This is a genomic window from Staphylococcus hyicus (assembly GCF_000816085.1).
Lineage (GTDB): Bacteria > Bacillota > Bacilli > Staphylococcales > Staphylococcaceae > Staphylococcus > Staphylococcus hyicus.
In genome coordinates this window covers 86896-108261 of record NZ_CP008747.1, presented here as the reverse complement: position 1 = coordinate 108261, position 21366 = coordinate 86896, and the positions used below count along the sequence as shown (strand labels likewise).

Annotated in this window: 17 protein-coding genes; 5 read left to right on the top strand and 12 right to left on the bottom strand. The window is 38.0% G+C overall.

Annotated features, from left to right (window positions below; all coding sequences use genetic code 11):
* Positions 1–362: 362 nt before the first annotated feature.
* From SHYC_RS00435 to SHYC_RS00425, 3 genes are all read right to left on the bottom strand, one after another.
* On the bottom strand, positions 363–734 hold the full coding sequence (locus SHYC_RS00435; protein WP_039643527.1) for a membrane protein: 372 nt from the start codon (positions 732–734) through the stop codon (positions 363–365).
* Between the two features lie 26 nt (positions 735–760).
* A complete protein-coding gene (locus tag SHYC_RS00430) occupies positions 761–2155 on the bottom strand; it encodes a DHA2 family efflux MFS transporter permease subunit (protein ID WP_052257753.1) in 1395 nt (464 codons plus the stop codon).
* A 261-nt stretch (positions 2156–2416) separates the two neighbouring features.
* Positions 2417–3310 (bottom strand): 5'-nucleotidase, lipoprotein e(P4) family, encoded by an 894-nt coding sequence (locus SHYC_RS00425; protein ID WP_039643525.1) that lies wholly within the window; start codon positions 3308–3310, stop codon positions 2417–2419.
* 355 nt (positions 3311–3665) lie between these two features.
* Here SHYC_RS00425 and SHYC_RS00420 point away from each other — a divergent pair, with 355 nt between their 5' ends.
* The 4 genes from SHYC_RS00420 to SHYC_RS00405 all read left to right on the top strand — a co-directional run bounded on the left by SHYC_RS00420 (position 3666) and on the right by SHYC_RS00405 (position 9195).
* On the top strand, positions 3666–4166 hold the full coding sequence (locus SHYC_RS00420) for a hypothetical protein (protein ID WP_039643523.1): 501 nt from the start codon (positions 3666–3668) through the stop codon (positions 4164–4166).
* Between the two features lie 93 nt (positions 4167–4259).
* The gene (aryK, locus tag SHYC_RS00415; RefSeq protein ID WP_052257752.1) at positions 4260–6488 is read left to right on the top strand and encodes a transcriptional regulator AryK; all 2229 of its coding nucleotides are present in this window, start codon (positions 4260–4262) and stop codon (positions 6486–6488) included.
* Positions 6489–6626: 138 nt separating this feature from the next.
* Positions 6627–7814 carry a M20 family metallopeptidase gene (locus SHYC_RS00410; RefSeq protein ID WP_039643521.1) on the top strand — a complete coding sequence of 396 codons (1188 nt, stop codon included), beginning with the start codon at positions 6627–6629 and terminating at the stop codon, positions 7812–7814.
* Positions 7807–9195, top strand: coding sequence for an MFS transporter (locus tag SHYC_RS00405; protein ID WP_039643518.1), 1389 nt, complete (start codon positions 7807–7809; stop codon positions 9193–9195). Before SHYC_RS00410 ends, SHYC_RS00405 begins: the two co-directional genes overlap by 8 nt.
* A gap of 40 nt (positions 9196–9235) precedes the next feature.
* Here the strand turns inward: SHYC_RS00405 and SHYC_RS00400 are convergent, their stop codons facing one another.
* Both SHYC_RS00400 and SHYC_RS00395 read right to left on the bottom strand, forming a co-directional pair.
* A complete protein-coding gene (locus tag SHYC_RS00400; RefSeq protein WP_039643516.1) occupies positions 9236–10183 on the bottom strand; it encodes a S41 family peptidase in 948 nt (315 codons plus the stop codon).
* 15 nt (positions 10184–10198) lie between these two features.
* Entirely contained in the window at positions 10199–11053 is an 855-nt protein-coding gene (locus SHYC_RS00395; RefSeq protein WP_039643514.1) for a GIY-YIG nuclease family protein, read from the bottom strand.
* 222 nt (positions 11054–11275) lie between these two features.
* Here SHYC_RS00395 and fabG point away from each other — a divergent pair, with 222 nt between their 5' ends.
* Positions 11276–12034 carry a 3-oxoacyl-ACP reductase FabG gene (gene fabG, locus SHYC_RS00390; RefSeq protein ID WP_039643512.1) on the top strand — a complete coding sequence of 253 codons (759 nt, stop codon included), beginning with the start codon at positions 11276–11278 and terminating at the stop codon, positions 12032–12034.
* Between the two features lie 109 nt (positions 12035–12143).
* On the opposite strand, the gene sbnI is transcribed toward fabG, so the two are convergent.
* The 7 genes from sbnI to sbnC form a co-directional block, all read right to left on the bottom strand.
* Positions 12144–12908 carry a bifunctional transcriptional regulator/O-phospho-L-serine synthase SbnI gene (gene sbnI, locus SHYC_RS00385; RefSeq protein WP_039643510.1) on the bottom strand — a complete coding sequence of 255 codons (765 nt, stop codon included), beginning with the start codon at positions 12906–12908 and terminating at the stop codon, positions 12144–12146.
* Positions 12868–14079 carry a type III PLP-dependent enzyme gene (locus SHYC_RS00380; RefSeq protein ID WP_052257858.1) on the bottom strand — a complete coding sequence of 404 codons (1212 nt, stop codon included), beginning with the start codon at positions 14077–14079 and terminating at the stop codon, positions 12868–12870. Before SHYC_RS00380 ends, sbnI begins: the two co-directional genes overlap by 41 nt.
* A gap of 71 nt (positions 14080–14150) precedes the next feature.
* Positions 14151–14924, bottom strand: a complete 774-nt coding sequence (locus tag SHYC_RS00375; protein WP_039643508.1) for an HpcH/HpaI aldolase family protein — start codon at positions 14922–14924, stop codon at positions 14151–14153.
* Positions 14905–16674 carry a staphyloferrin B biosynthesis protein SbnF gene (sbnF, locus tag SHYC_RS00370; RefSeq protein ID WP_039643506.1) on the bottom strand — a complete coding sequence of 590 codons (1770 nt, stop codon included), beginning with the start codon at positions 16672–16674 and terminating at the stop codon, positions 14905–14907. Before sbnF ends, SHYC_RS00375 begins: the two co-directional genes overlap by 20 nt.
* Positions 16661–18346 carry an IucA/IucC family protein gene (locus SHYC_RS00365; protein ID WP_039647408.1) on the bottom strand — a complete coding sequence of 562 codons (1686 nt, stop codon included), beginning with the start codon at positions 18344–18346 and terminating at the stop codon, positions 16661–16663. The genes sbnF and SHYC_RS00365 overlap by 14 nt, the downstream gene beginning before the upstream one ends.
* Positions 18336–19604 carry an MFS transporter gene (locus SHYC_RS00360; RefSeq protein WP_039643504.1) on the bottom strand — a complete coding sequence of 423 codons (1269 nt, stop codon included), beginning with the start codon at positions 19602–19604 and terminating at the stop codon, positions 18336–18338. The genes SHYC_RS00365 and SHYC_RS00360 overlap by 11 nt, the downstream gene beginning before the upstream one ends.
* Positions 19597–21357, bottom strand: a complete 1761-nt coding sequence (gene sbnC / locus SHYC_RS00355; protein WP_039643502.1) for a staphyloferrin B biosynthesis protein SbnC — start codon at positions 21355–21357, stop codon at positions 19597–19599. Before sbnC ends, SHYC_RS00360 begins: the two co-directional genes overlap by 8 nt.
* Positions 21358–21366: the final 9 nt, after the last annotated feature.

The window sequence follows — 21366 nt, the reverse complement described above, 5'->3', positions numbered from 1 at the left end:
TTTAAGTGACTGCTTTATAGGGCGCATATCATCCATCGTGAAATGAATGTTGTTTGCTCTTCTGATAACTGGAACTTCCTTGTCCCAACCCTTGATTTATTGTTACGATATTTCGAGTTTTTGCACGCTTCTTTAGCCATCTCTCGTGTGAATGATTTTATTTATTCAAGTCGTTTAATCACACTCGTCACCAAAACAGTGACGGTCTCCCCAATGTTTTCAACGTTTTAAATTTATTTACCCCTTTGGTTCAGTATACATCCCATCAATCGCCCTTGTGTGTTTAAAATAATGAGTCTATCGATATCATATATAGCGATGTGACACTTTAAGAATCGCCTTCTTTATTGAATCCCCTGAAATTAGTGCTTACGATTTAGTGCTAAAACTTCAATCAAACTCAGCACGTTCATCACAAAATATTTAGATGCTGCTTTTGCACCTTTAAAGCCGTGGCCAGCTTTGAAATGATGAAATATCGCAGCTCCCATTACGATATTGATCATAATTGTGCCAAGCGTTACTAACTTTCGACCTAATTTACCGAACACAGACGTAAATAAAAATATTGACCCTATTAATTCAAATAGACCGGCCAAATACATAGAACGACGAGATAAATTAAAGCCTTCTTTAAACTCCTTCGCCATATGGTCATCACCTTTAATTTTTGGCAAACTGCTTTTCAAAATATCATAACCTACCATAGCATTAACAACATGTCTTACTATCATTATAGTTCCTCCTCATATCAATACATTTATTTATTTTTATCAAGAAAAAAGGCAAGAATAGCCCCTAACAACGCGATGCCGGCTACAATGTAATATGTGACATTGAGCCCTGTTATCGCACCTTCTATACTACCCGTTGAGAATGACTTACCTAATTGTGTCATTAGCGTTACTAAAATACCGGTACCAATCGCAGCTGATACTTGTCTAATGGTATTGTTCATGGCTGTTCCGTGCGCCACGTACGCGCTTGGTAAGGCATTTAGAGCTTGTGTTGTCATAGGTGTCATAATCATGGCGTTACCTAACATAGTGATAGAAAATACCAAAGCAACATATAACTGATGTGTCTCTAAGTTGAATTGTGCAATCAGTAAAGCGCCTATCATAATGGTAACCATCCCCGCGATACTTAATAACCGGCCACCCAATTCATCAAAAAGCCGACCTGTAATTGGAGATAACAAACCCATCACTAATCCACCAGGTAATAAAATAAGCCCCGTTTCTAATGAAGACCATTTCATCATATTTTGCATATAAATAGGTAATATCGTTAAATTACCAATAAATAACATAAACATTAGAGAAACAAGAATCATTGAAACCGAAAAATCTTTATATTTAAAGATGCGAACTTCTAATAAAGGTGAACTTAATTTCAATTGGCGTTGAACGAATAACACTAGTGCAAGTACCGCAAGAATAATCGTCACATATACAGCGGGATGTAACCAACCTAAATTGCCAGCAGCACTAAAGCCATACAAAAGACCACCAAACCCTAACGTTGAGAACAACACCGATATCATATCCAACTTGGGATCACTCAACGTAGTCATATTTCGTAAAGAGACAAAACCAAAAATAATGTCAAAAATAGCAATGACTAAAACAATCACAAATAAATAACGCCAGTTGAATGTGTTTGCTAACCATCCGGCTACTGTAGGTCCAATCGCCGGTGCAAAGCCGATGACTAAACCAAACATTCCCATCGCGAATCCCCGCTTATCTTGTGGAAAAATCAAAAATAGTAACGTTTGTGTTAGAGGCATCAAAATACCTGCACCTAAAGCTTGAATACTTCTTCCAATCAGCAACATCGGAAAATTAAGACCAATCATACAAATCAACGTACCTACAATTAAAAAGCCGACTGCAGTAAAAAATAAAGGTCTTAAATTAAATTTATTGATTAAAAATGCAGTGATTGGAATCATAATACCGTTTACTAACATAAAAATAGTCGTAATCCATTGTGCTGAACTACTCGTGATACTAAAGTCTTGCATCAATTTAGGTAAAATCGTCGTGAGTAACGTTTGATTTAATACACCGATAAATGCCCCTATGAGCACCACTGACATCACGCGTATTTTTTGCCCTTCTTTTAACTGCAAACCACCCTCACTCTCCATACTCTCCCCCCTTCCCCTTAAAAGGAATCAACTATCACTTATTTCATTCGGAATCAATTCCGTTTGTCAAACAAATTATTTCACTATGCACTAAAAATTTCCAGCACATCGATTAAACGCTATTTTAATGCGTCACAAACCTTTTCACGAACTATAATGAAATTGTTTTTTGCAAAAAAAAGCATATAGCTGCTCCATTATGGAACAACTATATGCTTCTGAACGATAAGCTATTTAAGTATAAAGTTGTGATACTAACGCTTATTCACCTTGATATGTTTTAACTTTATTTGTTTTTACATCAAAGTATTGTAATGATTGCTTACGTTTTTCAACTTTTTGTTTCGCAGGCATGCTGTAGTCATTATTGTATAATGTCGCTTCCCAACTGCCATACATTGGATTCGGGAAAATAATGTATTTACTTCCAAAATCATCTTCATGTTGACGAACCAATTCATCACGTGATTTTTGAGTCGCTGCTTTCGGTTCTTCAAAATCGAGTAAATTATCACCAAATAACATGACTAAGTTATAGTCTGTGCGCACTTGATCACGACGTGCTTCTTTACTCTTATCGCCCGCTTTTTTCAACAATACATGCTTTTTATCTGCTTGAGGTAACTTTGCTTTTTTCAAATTCTTAATTGTCGCATCTAAATCTTTTTCATGTGAACGGTCAGACACGTAAAAGATTTCAACATCGTGTTTATCCGCATAAGTCAAAAAGTCTTTTGCCCCATAAACCGGTTTCGCTTGCGCACTCTTCACCCATTCATGCCAACCTGTTGGATAAGCTGTACCGTTTAATGCGCTCGCTGCTTGGTACGGCGAGTTATCTAGTACTGTTTCATCAATATCTAGTACAATCGCTAATTTTTTGCCACCTTTATGGTGTTTAATCTTTTTGCTTAATGTTTCTTTCGCACTATTATACCCCTGCGCATATAGTGCTTTAGCTTCTGCCGAATTTTGATACCAAGCGACACTCATCACATTTTGTTCGCTCAATTGTTTTACATAATCTGATTCAGTTTGCGTTTGTGTTTGTTGCGTAGGCGCCTGTTCCGCTCCCGCAAACGTATCGGTTGGAACAGTTGATGTCATCATTCCGAGTGCTAAAAGTACAGATGCTGTCTTAGTCCATTTGTTCATATTATCTAATCACCTTTTTATGTATATTGTATAAAAGTATAACAATTAATTATTGTCTTATACGCTTATATCATAAGTGTTTTTAAAATAAAGCTCAACAATTATGTGCGTATTTTTATTATATTTAAGAATACTGAATGGTTTCATATTTGAAGGGTATTTCTTACATTTCCTTTAAACAGGAATACAAGTGAAACTTCACATATCGATCTATATGATAAGCTAATAATGATAAAATGGTTTTGCTGTCATTTATGTTTTGATGAAATCTGTTCTGCCACACACATTAAACAACAAAACAGCCAAATTACATATCTTACCTTGATTTTACAACGATTGAGAATGGAGCATCCCAATGAATATAATCTTAAGAAATTTATCACTAACATTTGATTTAGAAAGCGAAACACCATTCTTTCAAGTTTCAATCCCTCATCGCATAAGGTTTGATGCTGATATGATTAGTAAACCTTTAGTGACCACAATCGTGAATCAGTTGTTTGACACCCCAGATACAACACATTGTTCATTCCTAAGTAAGTATCTTTCCCCGATTCATACTAGAGAAAAAACACGTGTAGGCCGGTTTTTTAATATTATAAATTGGCGTGAAGACGTCCACGTCGGTGAAGATACATATATCATATCAACCTTTTACAAACTTACGAATGAAGCTTTGATAGATTATCTACTATACGTTCCTCGTTCATTTATAAATCCTTATATCATTTTTTATAACAATCATCATATCGTATATATCAGTAGTGATGTATTAGATGTCATCAGCTGTTCAGAAGAAGTGATTAAAAACTATAAAGCTAAATATGCCGACATCATGGATACTGATTATGAATAATGGATTTATCATTTTTTATGAAGCATAACGATTCACTTCTTACAATCTACAACATGTTAAAATGAAAGTAACAAATAAAGAGTGAGTGATACGATGACTAACTACCATATTTCGTTCAATGCATTACATCCACGTACCCTGTATAAAAGTAGTGGAATCACATTTGTTTTTGTGCTTGAGGGACGTCTTCAATGTCTTTTTAACAATACTAATATCGATATTGAGTCCGGCAAAGTTTTACTTTTAAATCATCGAGATAAGCTTATTATTAATGATTTAGATGGCGACTTTATGCAGTTTAATATGAATTTACAATTTATCGATCATGTGATTGATGGACTTCCTCTATTTGAACCCGATCCATCTGACGATTCGATGAAATGGATTAAGAACTTTCTCGCTAAAATCGGCATTATGTACTTACGAAAAAACAAATATTTCAAACTGCTCATTGAACAACAAATGATTGAACTTTTGTTGTTAATGGTGAAATATATCCCTCAAAAAGATATGGAACACGGTATGGCGACGACTGAAGATATGCGCTTGAATCGCGTCTGCCAGTATATCGAGCATCATTTTAATGAAGAGATTACACTACATGATATGGCGGAATATGTGAATCTGTCTCCAGCTTATTTATCAAAATTGTTTACAAAAAAATTGAACATGGGCTTTTTACAATACTTAAACAAAGTACGCTTAGATCATGTCATTCTAGACTTAATTCATACGGATAAACCCATGATAGAGATTGCGCTTCAAAATGGTTTTAGTAATTCTGCACTCTTATCTCGTACGTTTAAAAAACAGATGAACACAACACCAACGCAATATCGTGAGGTACATCAAATTCATGTACAACCTAAGCCACACACGAGCGTCTCTAAAAAGGAACTCATTTTAAATTTATCTCGCTATGTTATGAATGATCAACAACATTTGGTTCAAAATCCTGAAATCGGTAAACATATTCAAATGACCCTTCACCCAACGGATGAAACGATTCATCATTTTAAACATATCATTCAAATTGGCAATATGGAGGCACTTTTAAGCGCGCACGTCCAACAACAATTAGTGACCTGTCAGTCTGACATCGGTCTGACGCACGTCTTAATTCATGACCCTTTGTCGAGTCCAAATTTGATTTTAAACGAAGTTATTACGGATGAATCTATTTCAAATTATCAGCGCTACAACAAGGTGGATGCGTGTATTGATTTTTTAAAACAATACCGTATCGGTTTAATTATGACACTATCACCGTTTGATGACTTAGATGCCTATCTCGATCAACTTAAAGCGTTTTTAATGCATATTGTGATGCGTGATGATTCCTTAGTGCACTTAAATTTAAAACTATATATTAAACATGTAGACTTACATGTTTATCAAAAAGTCATTCATTGTGTTGAACGTTTTATCCCGAATGTAAAACGTATCGTTCATCTAGACCTTTATTATCCGCAAAAGGCCCTGAATATTCTTCAATATGATACTTCGCATATTGAGCATGTGAGTTTCGATGCGAACCAAAATGATTTGGTTAATTTTGATATTACAGATGATGAGCTTTTTGAAAATACAAAACATCATATTATTGATAAGGCCAATGAAGTGAAAGCCTTTTTAAATCAACATCACATTGAAAAACCTCTTATTCTACTTAATTGGAATACGTTAACAGGTGATACGCATCTCACAAATGGTGAATATTTTAGAGGCGGCATTATTTTTGAACAGTTTTTACGCTTAAACAAAATGATTGATACGATTGGGTATTGGCTTAATTATGATTTACATACATTACATGTGAAAAATGAAAAAGAATATATGAATAGTATTGAACTTTTCCATCAATACAATAGTAAACGACCTGCGTTTTTCACAAGTCATTTATTTAAAAAACTATCATCGCAAGTGTTATTTCATGACCATAATTGTATTGTTGTAGGTCGGCCAGAACATTTTCAAATCATTGTTTATGATGCGGAACATTTTAATCCGTATTTATCACTCAACTCACCACTGCCATTTCTTGAAAATAAAGACGTCGCCTTAACAGTTAAACATCTTTATTCTGGACTTTATCGTCTCAAACATTACACTCTAGATAAAGAACATGGCGCCTTATACCAAGTTTGGCAATCGTATAATACACGTACAGGCATCGATGCGGAATCCATTGCCTATATCGACCGGTTATCTTACCCGAAATTAGAAGTTAGCGAAAAATTCGTCACCCAAGATTTAACCTATAATCTGAAATTATTAACAAATGCGATTCATCTCATAGATGTAAAAAAGTATATGGATTAGGACAAAAATAGTTTATCTGTTTTTGTCCTATCTCTTTTTTTATGTTGAAAACAATGAGAATAGTATAGTGAAATGATATATAAGGGAAATAAATATGATACTTAATCTTTTAAAATAGAGTTAAGGAGATGAACCATTATGTGTGAAAAATTAATTCAAAAATTGACCAAAAAAGAATCAAAAATGATTGAAATTCGTCGTTATTTACACCAGCATCCCGAACTCTCTTTTAAAGAAGAACAGACGTCTAAGTATATAGCCGACTTTTATCAAGATAAAGATGTGACGATAGAAGAAGGTATTGGTGAGCGCGGTATCAAAATCACCATTGATTCCGGACGTCCTGGTAAAACGTTAGCCATCCGTGCCGACTTTGATGCGTTACCTATCGAAGAAGATACCGGCTTACCTTTTGCCTCCCAAAATAAAGGCGTTATGCATGCCTGTGGTCATGATGCGCATACCGCTTACATGTTAGTGCTCGCAGAAACATTAGCTGAAATGAAAGACCACTTCACGGGCAAAGTGGTAGTCATCCACCAACCTGCAGAAGAAGTACCTCCAGGTGGTGCCATTGGCATGATAAAAGATGGCGTATTAGATGGTGTTGACCATGTATTAGGTGTCCACGTCATGAGCACGATGGAAACAGGTACTGTGTATTATCGTCCTGGTTATGTCCAAACAGGCCGTGCCTTCTTCAAACTCAAAGTAATCGGTAAAGGCGGTCATGGCTCGTCACCACATGCGGCAAACGATGCGATTGTCGCAGGTGCAGAATTTGTGTCTTCAATTCAAACGGTCGTATCACGACGCCTCAATCCATTTGAAACAGGGGTTATTACAATCGGATCATTTGACGGTAAAGGCCAGTTTAACGTCATTAAAGATCATATTACGATTGAGGGCGACGTGCGTGGTTTAACCAACGACACCAAACGCACAATTGAAAAAGAAATTAAACGCATTACACACGGCTTAGAAGTCATGTACGGGGTGACATGCGAGCTAGAATATCAAGATGATTACCCAGCATTGTATAACGACCCCGAATTCACAGAATATGTCGCAAAAACATTAAAAAACGCAGACTTAGATTTTGATGTCGCATTGTGTGAACCTCAACCCCCTTCCGAAGATTTTGCATATTATGCCCAAGAGCGTCCGAGCGCATTTATCTATGTAGGTGCTGCACCTGAAGAGGGTGAAATGTATCCGCACCATCATCCAAAATTTAATATTAGTGAAAAGGCATTACTTACATCAGCTCAAGCTGTAGGAACTGTCGTATTAGACTACTTAAAAGGGGATGACGACCATGAATAACGCGCAGCCATATAAAGGGAATAATAGATTAATTTTAGGGATTGTACTTGGTGTCATTACGTTCTGGTTATTCGCTCAGTCATTGGTGAATGTTGTACCGCCATTACAAAAAAGTTTTGACGCTGACATAGGAACAATTAGTATTGCCATTTCAGTCACTGCCCTTTTCTCAGGGATGTTTGTCGTAGGTGCGGGTGGCTTAGCCGATAAAATTGGGCGCGTCAAAATGACCAATATTGGCCTTTTACTCAGCATCATTGGCTCAACGTTAATTATCATTACAAACTTTCCATTGCTACTTATTTTAGGTCGTATTATTCAAGGTTTTTCAGCAGCGTGTATCATGCCATCTACACTTGCGTTAATGAAAGCCTATTTTGAAGGCGCAGAACGTCAACGTGCCTTAAGCTATTGGTCCATCAGCTCTTGGGGCGGTAGCGGTATATGTTCACTCTTTGGCGGTGCAGTTGCTACAACGTTAGGATGGCGTTGGATTTTCATCTTTTCTATTATTGTCGCAATTTTATCGTTTGTATTAATTAAAGGCACACCTGAATCTAAATCTGAATCCACTGCAATTTCAAAATTTGATGTTAAAGGCTTAATCATTTTAGTCGTGATGTTATTAAGCTTAAATGTTGTCATTACAAAAGGTGCCACTATTGGATTTACATCCCCATACTTTTATGGATTAATTGCGATCGTCATCGTTTCATTCTTGTTATTCATAAAAGCAGAAAAAAACGTAAACAACCCGTTAATTGATTTTAAATTATTTACCAATAAACCGTATACAGGGGCTACAATTTCAAACTTTTTACTTAATGGCGTTGCAGGCACACTGATTGTCGCTAATACTTTTGTACAACAAGGATTAGGTTATACATCCTTACAAGCAGGATACTTAACCATTACGTATTTAGTCATGGTCCTATTAATGATTCGTGTTGGAGAAAAAATTTTACAAAAAATGGGTGCTAAAAACCCAATGTTACTCGGTACATTTATCGTTGTGATTGGTGTGGGCCTAATTTCTTTAACCTTCTTACCTGAAACGATTTATATCATCGGTTGTGTCATCGGTTATTTATGTTTTGGTTTAGGCCTCGGTTTATATGCGACACCATCAACAGACACTGCGATTTCAAACGCACCTGTTGATAAAGTCGGTGTAGCGTCTGGTACTTACAAAATGGCCTCATCACTTGGGGGCGCATTCGGCGTCGCGATAAGTGGTGCCGTTTATGGGATTGCCGTCGCTGCAACAAACGTATTTCAAGGCGCAATGATAGCTTTATGGGTCAACGTTGCGATGGGTATTATCGCATTTATTGCGATTGTTTACGCCGTTCCAAATGATGATCCACGTAAAGTAAAATAATAGATAAAAACCAAGCGATGACCAAAATCATCACTTGGTTTTATTTTAATTTTAACCACTTTGTAGCATCTTCTTCAGGATTATTAGATTTTACATCAGGAATAATTGGATTATTTTCATAAACATTTCCTTGTTTATCCTCAAGGCGATGTGTTGTTAAATTCATTAATGTACCATCATATAATTTTATAGTCGTATTAGCTGATGTATATCCTCCAGAATTTTCACCAAAATATTTTATATTTTTAGCTCCTTTGAATGCTAAAGCTGTTATTTCACCTGAACTCGCAGTTTTTTTATTTATTAGAATAGCAATCGGTACGTTTTTAACTTTTTCTACATTATTTAATTCAATCGGCGTTCCCCCGTTTTCAGTCTGGCTACCGTCTAAATTAACATCTGTTTTATTATCGTCACCATCAACATACGTCAATAATGTACCATTTTTTAATAAGGGAGATATACTTGCTATCATCGGACCCATATCTCCGCCATAGTTATCTCGTAAATCAATAATAATACCTTTATAGTTTTCACGTTGAATTGCTTTGCTAACCTCATTAGCATAGCGTTTGCCCTCTTTTTCATTCCCCATAAAACCAGGTAATTTAATGGTCAAAATATCATTCTTAAGTGTAATCTTAGGATATTGGGTCTCACCACTTTGAGACATTTTTTCTTTTTTAGTATACAAAAATGAATGCTTAGCTCCAGCAACCTTCAAAGCTTCTTCTAAATATGTATGTGTGTCTTTATAATCTTGTGCCTTCTGGGTGTCATTTAAAGCTTTGTCTTTTGCACGTTCCCACTTGTCACCTTTCGCGTACAGACCATGTATATCCATTTGATTAATTGCGATTTTTACATATGATTGCGTGGAAGGCGCCACAATATATAAATTAAACAATGGACCAATTTTAAGTAATGCTATAAAAATCAAACTAAAAAATAACAATGTTGATAAGCCTATTACAATTAATTTTTTCACAGCACTTTCTCCTTGTTAATTATGATTCATTCCATGTTGTTTACTATCTAGCACATTTTTCCAGTAGTTTTCACGCTCTAAAATGACTTCAACTTTGGTTTTTGTATCGAAAATTTCTAAAATGGAATATTGAAAATGGTTTATAATATGATCTTTACTTTTATTTTCTAAAATATGATGGAATTCCTTGTTACCACCGGTTAAATCACTTAAATGCGCATAACACGACCATCGTTGCCATAACCCATCTGTGTTTCCGGATGCTGAACCGACATACAACTGACCATTACTTAAATCAGTAATGACATACACGCCTTTAACATAACTCAAGGCCTCTCTCCAACTTGGCTCATTATGTTGAATGATTTGTTGCAATTCTTTGTGTTTTAAGCACACATTTTGATACCCATTAAAATGCCCTAATTTAGTGCTAGGGGCAACTTCATAGACTTCTGGATTAAGTTGCTCTTGGATCGTTTCATAACGACGATTATACACATCACGCCCTATAGGTTTGTCTATTTTAACAATTAATCGCTTAATATACTGGCTATTTTCTTCCATTAATGTGAGATGATAACCGACATCATCAAACACTTCAGGTAGCTTCTTTTCAACTTTATAAAGTCCTCCGAATATAAAATATTGCGGCCCGTATGGATAATATTGTGCGAGCGCAACTAAATAATCGGCATGGTTTAAATTGTTGTTCGTTTGTTTCGTTTTCCATGCGTTCATAATAATCCACTCTTCACTATCTTCAAGGAGAAAATCCCATGCTCGTTTTGAAACGTCTGCCGCATTCATATTGAATTTTATTTTTGTACGTTTCTCATCTGGAATTTTTAAAAAATCTTTTAACTTTATCATGACCCATATACCCTTTCTGCAATATAAAACAAAATATTATAATATCATTCACTCCAATTATTTTATCAGATATATGACTTTCATCAATGATTTTTAAGGCATTTTCATTAGAAAACAACATAGAAATTCACGCAATATCCATACCATTTTTACCCTTTTTATTACATAATTTAAGTGTAGGTTACATGTGAAACAATGAATTAAAAAAGGAAGTGACTGAGGATGATAAGTTTATCACAACACATCGCGCTCGTTACGGGTGGCGCAAATGGGATTGGAAAAGGGATTGCCGAAGCTTTAGCGAAAGCCGGTGCAACGGTGATTATTGGCGACATTGATGAAGTCAACGGACAACAAACCGCACAATCTCTCAATGGGCAATTTTATCACTTAGATGTGACTGATAAGAAGAATATTGATACAGTAGTTGATACAATCATAGCGGAACATGGAAAAATTGATATATTGGCCTCAAATACTGGTGTATATCCACAAATTGAAATTGAAGAGTTAACAGAAGCGGATTGGGATAACATCCAAAATATCAACTTAAAAGGCACATTTCTTGTGACACAAGCGGTGCTCAAACAAATGAAACAGCAGAATTATGGTCGCGTGATTCTTACTTCTTCTGTGACGGGTCCAATCACAGGTTATCCTGGATGGGCACATTACGGTGCGACGAAAGCTGGACAACTTGGCTATATGCGCAGTGCCGCTCTTGAATATGCAAAGTACGGTATTACAATCAATGCGGTGCAACCAGGTAACGTACTTACGGAAGGTCTCAAAGCACAAGGTGAAGCCTATTTAGAAGGGACACGTAATATCATTCCAACCCATGAATTAGGAGAACCTGCAGATATCGGTTATGCCGTAGCATTCTTTGCAGCGCCTGAAGCGAAATTTATTACTGGTCAAAGTCTCGTTATTGATGGTGGGCAAATCTTGCCAGAGGAACCCGATGCCATTAAAGATTAATAAGTCATATTTTTACATCCTAAAGACCGTTAATTAAACACGAATCGTCTACACTACATGCGCGTTCAGCACCATTAATGTGTAGACGATTCGTCTCTCTTTATTTATATTATTGTTCCACAAGGTACACTTTTTCAGTGTAACAACGCGTGTTCATCATTTTGTTTTTCAAAAAGCGATACCACGCTAAATGGACGCTTCCTTTATCATGACTTTTTAAAATCTTTAGTGGGACTTGAAGGTTTAAGCACCGTCCCGAAATATTAAAGCGGGTCACACCCGCAGGAACTGTTTCTCCACGCTCCACAACGGTTTCTATTTCCTCAATGTCTAAGGGCTGATACTTCATCATCACATAAGCACCGTCTGCGCAAACCCCTTCACAATGTGCGACGCGTTCTACTGCACATGCATCGGTATAACTTTCAACTACTTTATCCCATGCCTTGAACTTTTCATTCCCAAGATCTTTGCGATATAAATACTGTTCATAGGAGCCTTTACACATCGTAATAAAAGGACGTTCAGAGCGAATTTCAGTCGTCCATGGTAACGCATCATCGTGCTGTAAATGAGACCACCAATTTCCAAATGGCACTTTATGATGCCATGTTTCAATTGAATATTGTGTTTCACTAATTATTTGCACGGGGACTAACTGACATCCTAATGCTTTCAAACTCGTATATCGATGCACACCATCGATGACCATATATTTACCGCTTCGAATTTGTATCGCTAAAATGGGATGACGTATAAACTGATCTGCTTCAATACTAGCTTTGGTCTTTTCAAGTCGACAAGGTTCAAATGTTTCATGTAAAACAATTTGGTCAATGGGAATGAGTTTTAAATTTTGATACATTTGCTTCATCTTCTTCCTCCTTTGTATCTTGCAAGTAGACGAATTCAGGGTGCGGATGGCTTAAAAAATCATGATGTGAAATCGACCAACCATATGCCCCAGCATATTGAAAGACAACCACATCTCCCATCCTTACTTGAGGCGTCATGCGATCTTTTGAAAACACATCTTTCGGGGTACATAACTGACCGACAAACGTCACTTGACTCTGTGTTAGCGTGGGTCGTTGGAAAGTATACGGAAAGGCGTCCACCTCACATATTTCTAATGGATGGTTATGTTGCCAAGAGACCGGCAGTCTAAAGTGCTGCGTACCTCCTTTTAAAATGGCATAATGTGTGCCGTGCACCTGTTTTATATCAATGACTTCAGTCGCATAATAGCCCATATGCGCGGTTAGATAACGTCCACATTCAAAGTTGACTGTTATGCTCGACATTGCTTCTTGCGCAATGACTTCGTGTAGCCCCTGATTGAAAGCGTCCCAATCAAATTGTGCCTCTAAATCTTGATAGTTCACCCCTATGCCTCCACCGACATTTAGGTGTTGCAATGGAAAGTGGTGTTTTCCCGCCCATTGTTTGGCCTTTGTAAAGTATAAACGCATCATTTGAACATGGAGTGACGCGTCTAAATTGTTAGATATGGAATGAAAATGAAAGCCTTCTAACGTGATACGTGGTAATTCTAGTGCACGTTGAATGACTGTATCCACTTCTTCTTCAGAAATTCCAAATTGTGTTGGACGCCCCGCCATATGTAAGGTCGCATTTGGAAATGGACCTGATAAATTTACACGTAATAAAACAGGCATGGTCATATCATGTTTCTCTAAACGTGCATTTAAGCGCTCCAATTCTTGTACACTCTCGATATGAAGTCGCTTAATTCTCCGGGTAATGGCTATATCAAGTTCTTCATCTGTTTTACCGGGACCACCGAAAATAATGCGATTAGGCTTTAATACCGCACACCCTTTGTCAATTTCTCCTTGAGAAGCAACTTCAAATCCTGCTACGTAGGGTTCAATGGCTTGTAAAATGCGTGACTCACTGTTCGCTTTCATCGCATAATACATGTCACAATTTTTAGGCAGTGACGCTGTAATTTGTGAAATATGGCGTTGTAGCGCATCTAGGTCGTAAATGTAATGACATACGGATGATCCGGATACCTTCATTTCTCTTAAAAATTGGTATATGTAGTCTTTTTTAAGTAATGTTCGGTTTTGATTTTCTACGTGTTTTGGGTTCACAAAGGTTCACCTCCTTTATAAGATAAAAGGTCTTGTTTTAAGTGACGGTAAAATTTGCCACGGTCATCACCTAATACAAAGGCTTTCACCCCTTTGTCTTTCCATGCCTTAAATTGAGCGTGTTCACGGGGTAGTGCGATAAATGCTTTATGATGATGTGTCGTAATTTTATACATATAGGCTGTCGCTTTTTGCACAACTTCATCTGTCGTTTGCCAAGGTTTACCAAAAGACTGAGATAAGTCTGCGGCGCCTTCGATGATCATGTCTATACCGTTGACACTGGCAATATCATCTAGTGCGTTGAGTCCTTTTTGACTTTCAATCATCGCAATCACCACAATACTATTATTGGCTTCAGCCATATAGTCTGTAAGCGACATTTCTCCGAAGCGCGGCATACGACCGCCATTTAAACTGCGCATGCCTTCTGGATAATAGCGACTTAGCTTAACAATTTCTTCAGCGCGTGCTTTACTCTCCACATGTGGAACGATAATGCCACGTGCACCCATATCCAACACTTTAATAATATCCCGTTCTATAGATTGCGTTACACGGACAATCGCTATGATGCCAGCTGTTTCAGCCGCGCGAATCATATGTTCAAGGGTTTCATCATTAATGGCCGTATGCTCAGTATCGATAATGACGAAATCATAACCACTCGCTGCTATCATTTCAATAACTAGCGGATGCGGAATCGAATTAAATAAGCCGTATACTGTTTCGCCTCGTTGCAGTTTCTCTTTAAGTGATAGCGCCATCATGGTGAATCACTCCTAACGGGTTCGTTACGTGATGAATGCGCAGTTCATTATCTTCACGGAGTCGACGTGTCGTTAATTTTTCAACTTGAATCGTTCGTTCAAATAAATCGAAATGCTGTTGAAGCGACAAGTTGGGATGTGTGCGTAAATAATCTTGGATGCAGTCATACACCATGTGCCACTGATCTGATTCAGATAGGTTGTATGCCTCATCCATAAATAAAATCTGCCCTGCGATATTGATAAAGAAAAAAGCATCCAGTACAAAATCTCTAACGAGTTGTACATCATCGGTTTCTATAAATGAGTTACGATTGATGCGTTGATGTGCTTCCGGTGTGTCTTGAAGTTGAGGGTTTTTAGCAATGTCGCTTAATAACGCACGTTTAAAACGCACACCATCATGGAAATCTTTAATGGCTACACGTGTTGGCCAACCCTTGTCATGAATAAGCATCATATTTTGCGCATGAGATTCTAAAGCTATACCATGCGTATACAACATATGTATTAATGGACGCACCGCAACGTTGATAAATTGTCGCATCCAATTATCAGCACCGTATCGTTGTATCCAACCATCGATGACCGGGCGTTCAACTGTGTCTTTACTATAAAGCGCATGAAATGGTATCGCCTCTTCACTTGCTTCTAAATAATGATATATATTTTCACGCCATATCACGCCTAATGCACCATAAGTTGCCGTTTTCTTGTCTTCTGGCAAATGCTGTTGATCATACGACATACCCAGTACCTCTCCTAGAAACACTGTACGTAATTGGTCTCGCAAATAGGGATCATGTGCTTGAATATGTTTCAACCAATCTGTAATATTGGCCGCATTTTCAATTGTATGCGGAGCAAGTACCCGCTTCGTTGACGTATTGGTAATATTAAGCGGAACTTTAATATAATATTTATCGGTTTCGACAGGTGACAACGTACGTATCGATTGCTGTGGCACATAGGCTTCTCGAGATTTCCCAAGAAATATAATGTCACCATTTAACCACGCTTCAGCAAAATGATTGGCGATCATATGGTCAAACTGCCACGGATGTACGGGTAACCATACATAATCTGAGACGTTTTCGACGTGTTGACGTAAAGTGTCAGTGAATTGATCAACCGTTTCTTGACCAAGCTGATGTTGCAAAATTTGCTCAGGCACAATAGCTTGAGAAATCGTTTGTTGGACGTGATGTTTAGGTACGGCAATCCATGTTAAATGAATCGTGGGTTGAAAATCAGGCCCATATTTCAAATTTTCTTCAAGGGTAAATCCAAGGCGTGACTTATAACTTGGATGATACGTGTGTCCTTCCATCGCATAGGATTCGAGCGCATTAAACGTTTTAGGTACGGCTTTATGATGGTTCAATTTATACGTAAGCGCTTGGCAATCTTTCAATTCTGTTTGTATGAGTTCACCGATAAATTGCTCGATTTTCTGTGTATCTTTTGTGAATGTATATTGGACATCTCTCAATAATTGCGCATAATTTAATGTCGGACTTTCGGTTCCATCTGCACACACTTTCATAATTTGAGACGTGAGTTGTAAACGATCAAAACTCTCTGTCACACGTACATCAAAATGATAAGATGCATGTTCACCTTTTATTTCAACATGATGCATATTGCCTTTAAGATGCGTCATAGTATACACGACAATCTTTTCATAAATTAACGACGTGATGAGTTGTGCCATGATACGTGTTTTTACACGTTGTTCAATTGAATGCATCAAATGATGAGACCTCCTCTACATGACGAATTGGATTCGGGATATTAATATAAATTGGATTTTCACTGCAATTTTTGATTTTACTCATAAAGTTCGCTTTAGCAGAAAACGTTTCAGAAGCTAATACATCTTCTACATAATGTTGTATCTTGTTATCTGTCGTCCAAGATTGGCATTGTGCGCGTACCACTCGCCATAATTGCGCTTCATTTCCAGTCGCCTTTCCAAGTGTCGACACCAAATGACCGAGATGGTTCACAATCACATAATATTTAAAGCGATGCCATGCAGTCTCATGCGTTTCGACAACTGGACTATTCGAATCTACAATTTGGGGAACGAGATGCGCTCCACGTGCGAGCTTTTCAGATAAACATACCCCTTCTAGATCACGTACATAGCACACTTTAGGGATACCTTCTTGAAACTGGATTAACGTATTTTGAACATGTCCTTCTAAACTAATACCGGCCGTCGCAAAAAGTGTGAGCATCGGTTGAATCATCACATCTAAATAGCGCTGTAACCAAGTTTCGACAGATAAACCACTTTGTTGAACGCGATCGTACAACATGGAATGTGTGGCATTTGGAATCGTTTCAAAAAGACTGGCAAGAACGTGAATGTCTTTGTTTTCGTCATAATCATTGATACCTTCACGGACGATTAACGCCGTTTCTGTAATCCAATCTTTGTCACTTGAAGACGTCTCGAGGTGTAACGCACGATAGCCTTGTTCAAACATTAATTTAAACGTTGGGGTCTCGAACATATTTTTAACGTGTGCAATGACTGTTGCGGCATCTAGCGTTCGTTCGATTTGTTCAAAATTATTCGTACGTATAAAGTTAGTGATTTTAACGTGTATCGGTAGTTTTAAATAAACATTGAGCGCTTTTTCAAATACTGTCCGAACGGAAGACGTCGGGTAGACCGACCGCCCTCTTTGCCCTAGATCTATGATGCGTCCACAATCAAGCTGTGCCTTAAATACGGGATCCTCTTGAAGGTGACGCATTTGATACGGATGAAGAGGCAATAACGTATGTCCTTGAGGTAAATCCGCTTTGTCCATGAATGCCAGTTCATATAACGTTTCCGTGACCGTATCCGTGAGTCCCTCTACATCACGTGCCAATATGAGCGAGGCGTCTACACTTAAATAATGAAGTTGAAAATGTGTATGACATTCTGGCGCATAGCGTTTTAAATCCTCTGATGTAAAACCTTTGGAGCTTTTTGGGGTCGGATGAAACGGATGCCCTAAATACAATGATTGTTCTGATTGTATATACTGATCCACTGTGCGTGTGTCATCTTTATCATTTAAGTAAAGCGCTGTGCGTCTCATACTGTTTTGTATATCAGCGTAAATTTCTTGCACACGCGCGTGATTACTTTCATCTTCAAAAATGGATAAGAGACGTTCAATGGCATGTTGACATGTCACAGGTGATATCACATCACCTTCCTTTATGAAAACCTGCTTTTGATACACATGATGCCCCATCATTGACCAATAAAGAAATGTGCCTATCAGTGTTTCATTATCATTTAAGTGAATGTGCCATTGCTGATGTTCTGGGGCATTGTGATACAATTGATGTTCTCTAAAATACACATTAAGCATGCGTTCTAGTGCTGCTTGTTCAGCTATAGCTTTATTTTGAATGTTTTGCACGTTGTACTTTCAACTCCCATAATTGATTCATTAATGATTGATCTTCTTTTATACATTTCAACTGTGAGGATTTCAGGACACAACTACTAGCGATAAAAATAATACCCATTACAATAAATGTCATCATGGGGTTATAGTGACTTGTAATGAGTGCACCGGTCATACTTCCAACTACTTGACCCAGTACCAGCATGCTGTTCGTTGATCCAATAAATGTCCCTTTTAAATCTTTATGACATGCATTTGCGACGACAAACATCACACTTTGAATCAATGCACTGTATGTAAAACCTTGCATCATTCGAAAAATTAACAACATCCAGAAGTTAGTGGCCACGCCTTGTAACACGACACTCAGACCACAAATTAACGTTGTTGCAATATAAACATATTTCACATATTGTTTGTCATTAAGCATGCCCCATAACGGTGCGCTTAATATTGAAGCTGTCCAAAAGACAGATTGAATCAAGCCTATAGCTGCCTTATCATCAAGTAGAGTTGTATTGGCGCCTGAAACGAGTGGAGCAAGTGCAGTCATCATGCCATACATGGCAAGATTGGCTAAAATACCCACGATTATAAATCTGCAAGTCACATGTGTACATAACAAACATTTAAATGATGTTCTCACACCGCATTGAATCGTTGGTGTCATACATTGCTTACGATGATGCGTTTCAACTAAAGTCACCATGCCTACACCGCAAATGATAAATGTGGCAATACCAATTGAAAGCAATAACGTTTGAAAGCCAATGACAGTGGCTAATACACCGCCGACTAAAGGTCCCACTAACGACCCTGCACTTACGGAACTTTGTAGATGTCCAAGCACCTTTCCTCGTTCATTCGCAGGTGCTTCGCTTGTCGCAAATGCATTCGAAGCGTCTACCACACCGCCGAATAGACCTTGTAATAAGCGCACAAGTACAAATTGAAATGCGGTCGTACACGTCGACATCAATATTAAACATATACCTAAACCGATTAAGGCACGTAACACCATCCATTTTCGGCTGATTTTATCGCCAAGTTTCCCCCATAATGGAGACGCAATCATCGTTGTCACAGCAGGTGCAGCGATAGCGACACCGCTCCACAGTTGAATTTCTGTTACAGATAGTTGTTCTAATGAGGCGATATAGATGGGTAATAACGGCACGAGTACCGTTAAACCCGCTATAGAGATAAATTGACTGCTCCATAAAATGCGAAAGTTACGCTTCCAAAGATGCGCACTAGTCATACGACATCATTGGATTCACAATCTCTCCAATACTTGATGGCATACTGCCACCCCCAGAATCTTTTTGATGTAATAAAGGTAAGAGAATGCGTTTAAATGGCCATGTCTCTTTATCAAAAAGCAGCTGTCGTACTTCCGCTGCACCATTAGGCCACTTTGTCTCATCGACCGCCTGTTTCATCGTTTGACGTAAAAAAGCCATTAATCGCTGTTCATCAAGCTGATAAAGCGACGCAAATGTATCGATGATGGCATACACATTCACTAAGATGCCAAGCGTTTGAAAATACGTGAAGAACGTTTCCAAATCGTCGTTAATTAAAGTATTCGGTGTATCTTTGCGAATCGCATATTCTGGCACATCCATACCATTCAGAGTCATCCAAGTCGGATAAATCCGAACCGTGTCGTGATCACGTAGAATGAATTGGCGTACTCGACCATTTTGAAATGCGACGAGCACATTTTGACCGTGCACTTCAGGCAATATACCGCGACGCATGCAGGCAAATAGCGTATGAATGAATGATGTAACGATATCTTGATAAATAGCTTCGACTTCCTCTGACGTAAAATCACAATGACCAAAGACAGGTTCAAGTACGCGCGTATCTGCCATCGCAAGCGCAGCCATAGAAATGACGACTGTGTCGGTCTCTTTGACAACTTCTGGATATTGGCGCAATTGCACAGTTAAATGCCCCGTACGATCTTCAAAAATATTTTTTGACGGTGCGATGAAGGACCACCATTGTTTTTCATCGCATAGTAAAAGGTGGGTTTTTAGATATTCAGATTGTTGTCTCACCTGTTCAAGTAATGCCTCTCCTTGTTCACCATTAAGCAAATAACGTGTCGGCGTGAGTCGTAAAGCACCTAACGATTGCATCGCAAAAGGAACTTTAATATGGTCAAAAGGACGCTCAATATCAATCAATGTGCGCATTGATGAGGATGAAACAAAACGACCACACTTCATATCAAGGGGTACAATCACCTTTTCTTTTATCTCTTGTTCAAAATAATGCGGTAACACATGGTTGAACTGCCAAGGATGCACAGGAAATAGCATATAGTTTTCAGGATTCAGACCTTGAGCTTCCATATATTGATGAAATGTATTATCAGTCGTTATGTTTAAAGCGCATTGTAAAGTTGCTTCATTGGCATGCTGACTTGCCATAACCCAGTTACGATGAAGCGCCACCACTTTCAATGACATCGGCTCATTGTATTCGGCTTGAAAATGCGCATAGTCGGACGCATTTAAGCCACGTTTTTCTTTTGCTAATGGATGAAATGGACGATCTTTGAGACTAGCGAATTGTTCTGATTGCACAAATGGATGTTCTGCAAGGTCTAAACCTTGATACTGCGCTGCCAATTGCTGACAGGCCTGTACGAGTCCTTCACGAAAACGCACACTATTCAGTTGTTTAGCCTCATCTGGATGCATCATTACAAGCGTGTCCCAAAGTGATACAGCATTTAAAGTAATCGTCTTATGTAATGTATAAAGTTTGACCTCTCCTTGAGAACGCGCAAACCGGTACACATTTAAACTGCTTAAATACACAGGAATTTCTAATCGTTGGTCTTCATGTTGATACACAAATAAAGTTTGTTCATCTTGATGAATCACGCGCCCTTTTGAGTACAGTTCAAAAACATCTTCAAAAAACAGTGCGTCTATCAAATCACTTAATATCACTTTTGACGCCAGTTGTTCATCATAGTTTGCTACATGGCTCATATTTACACT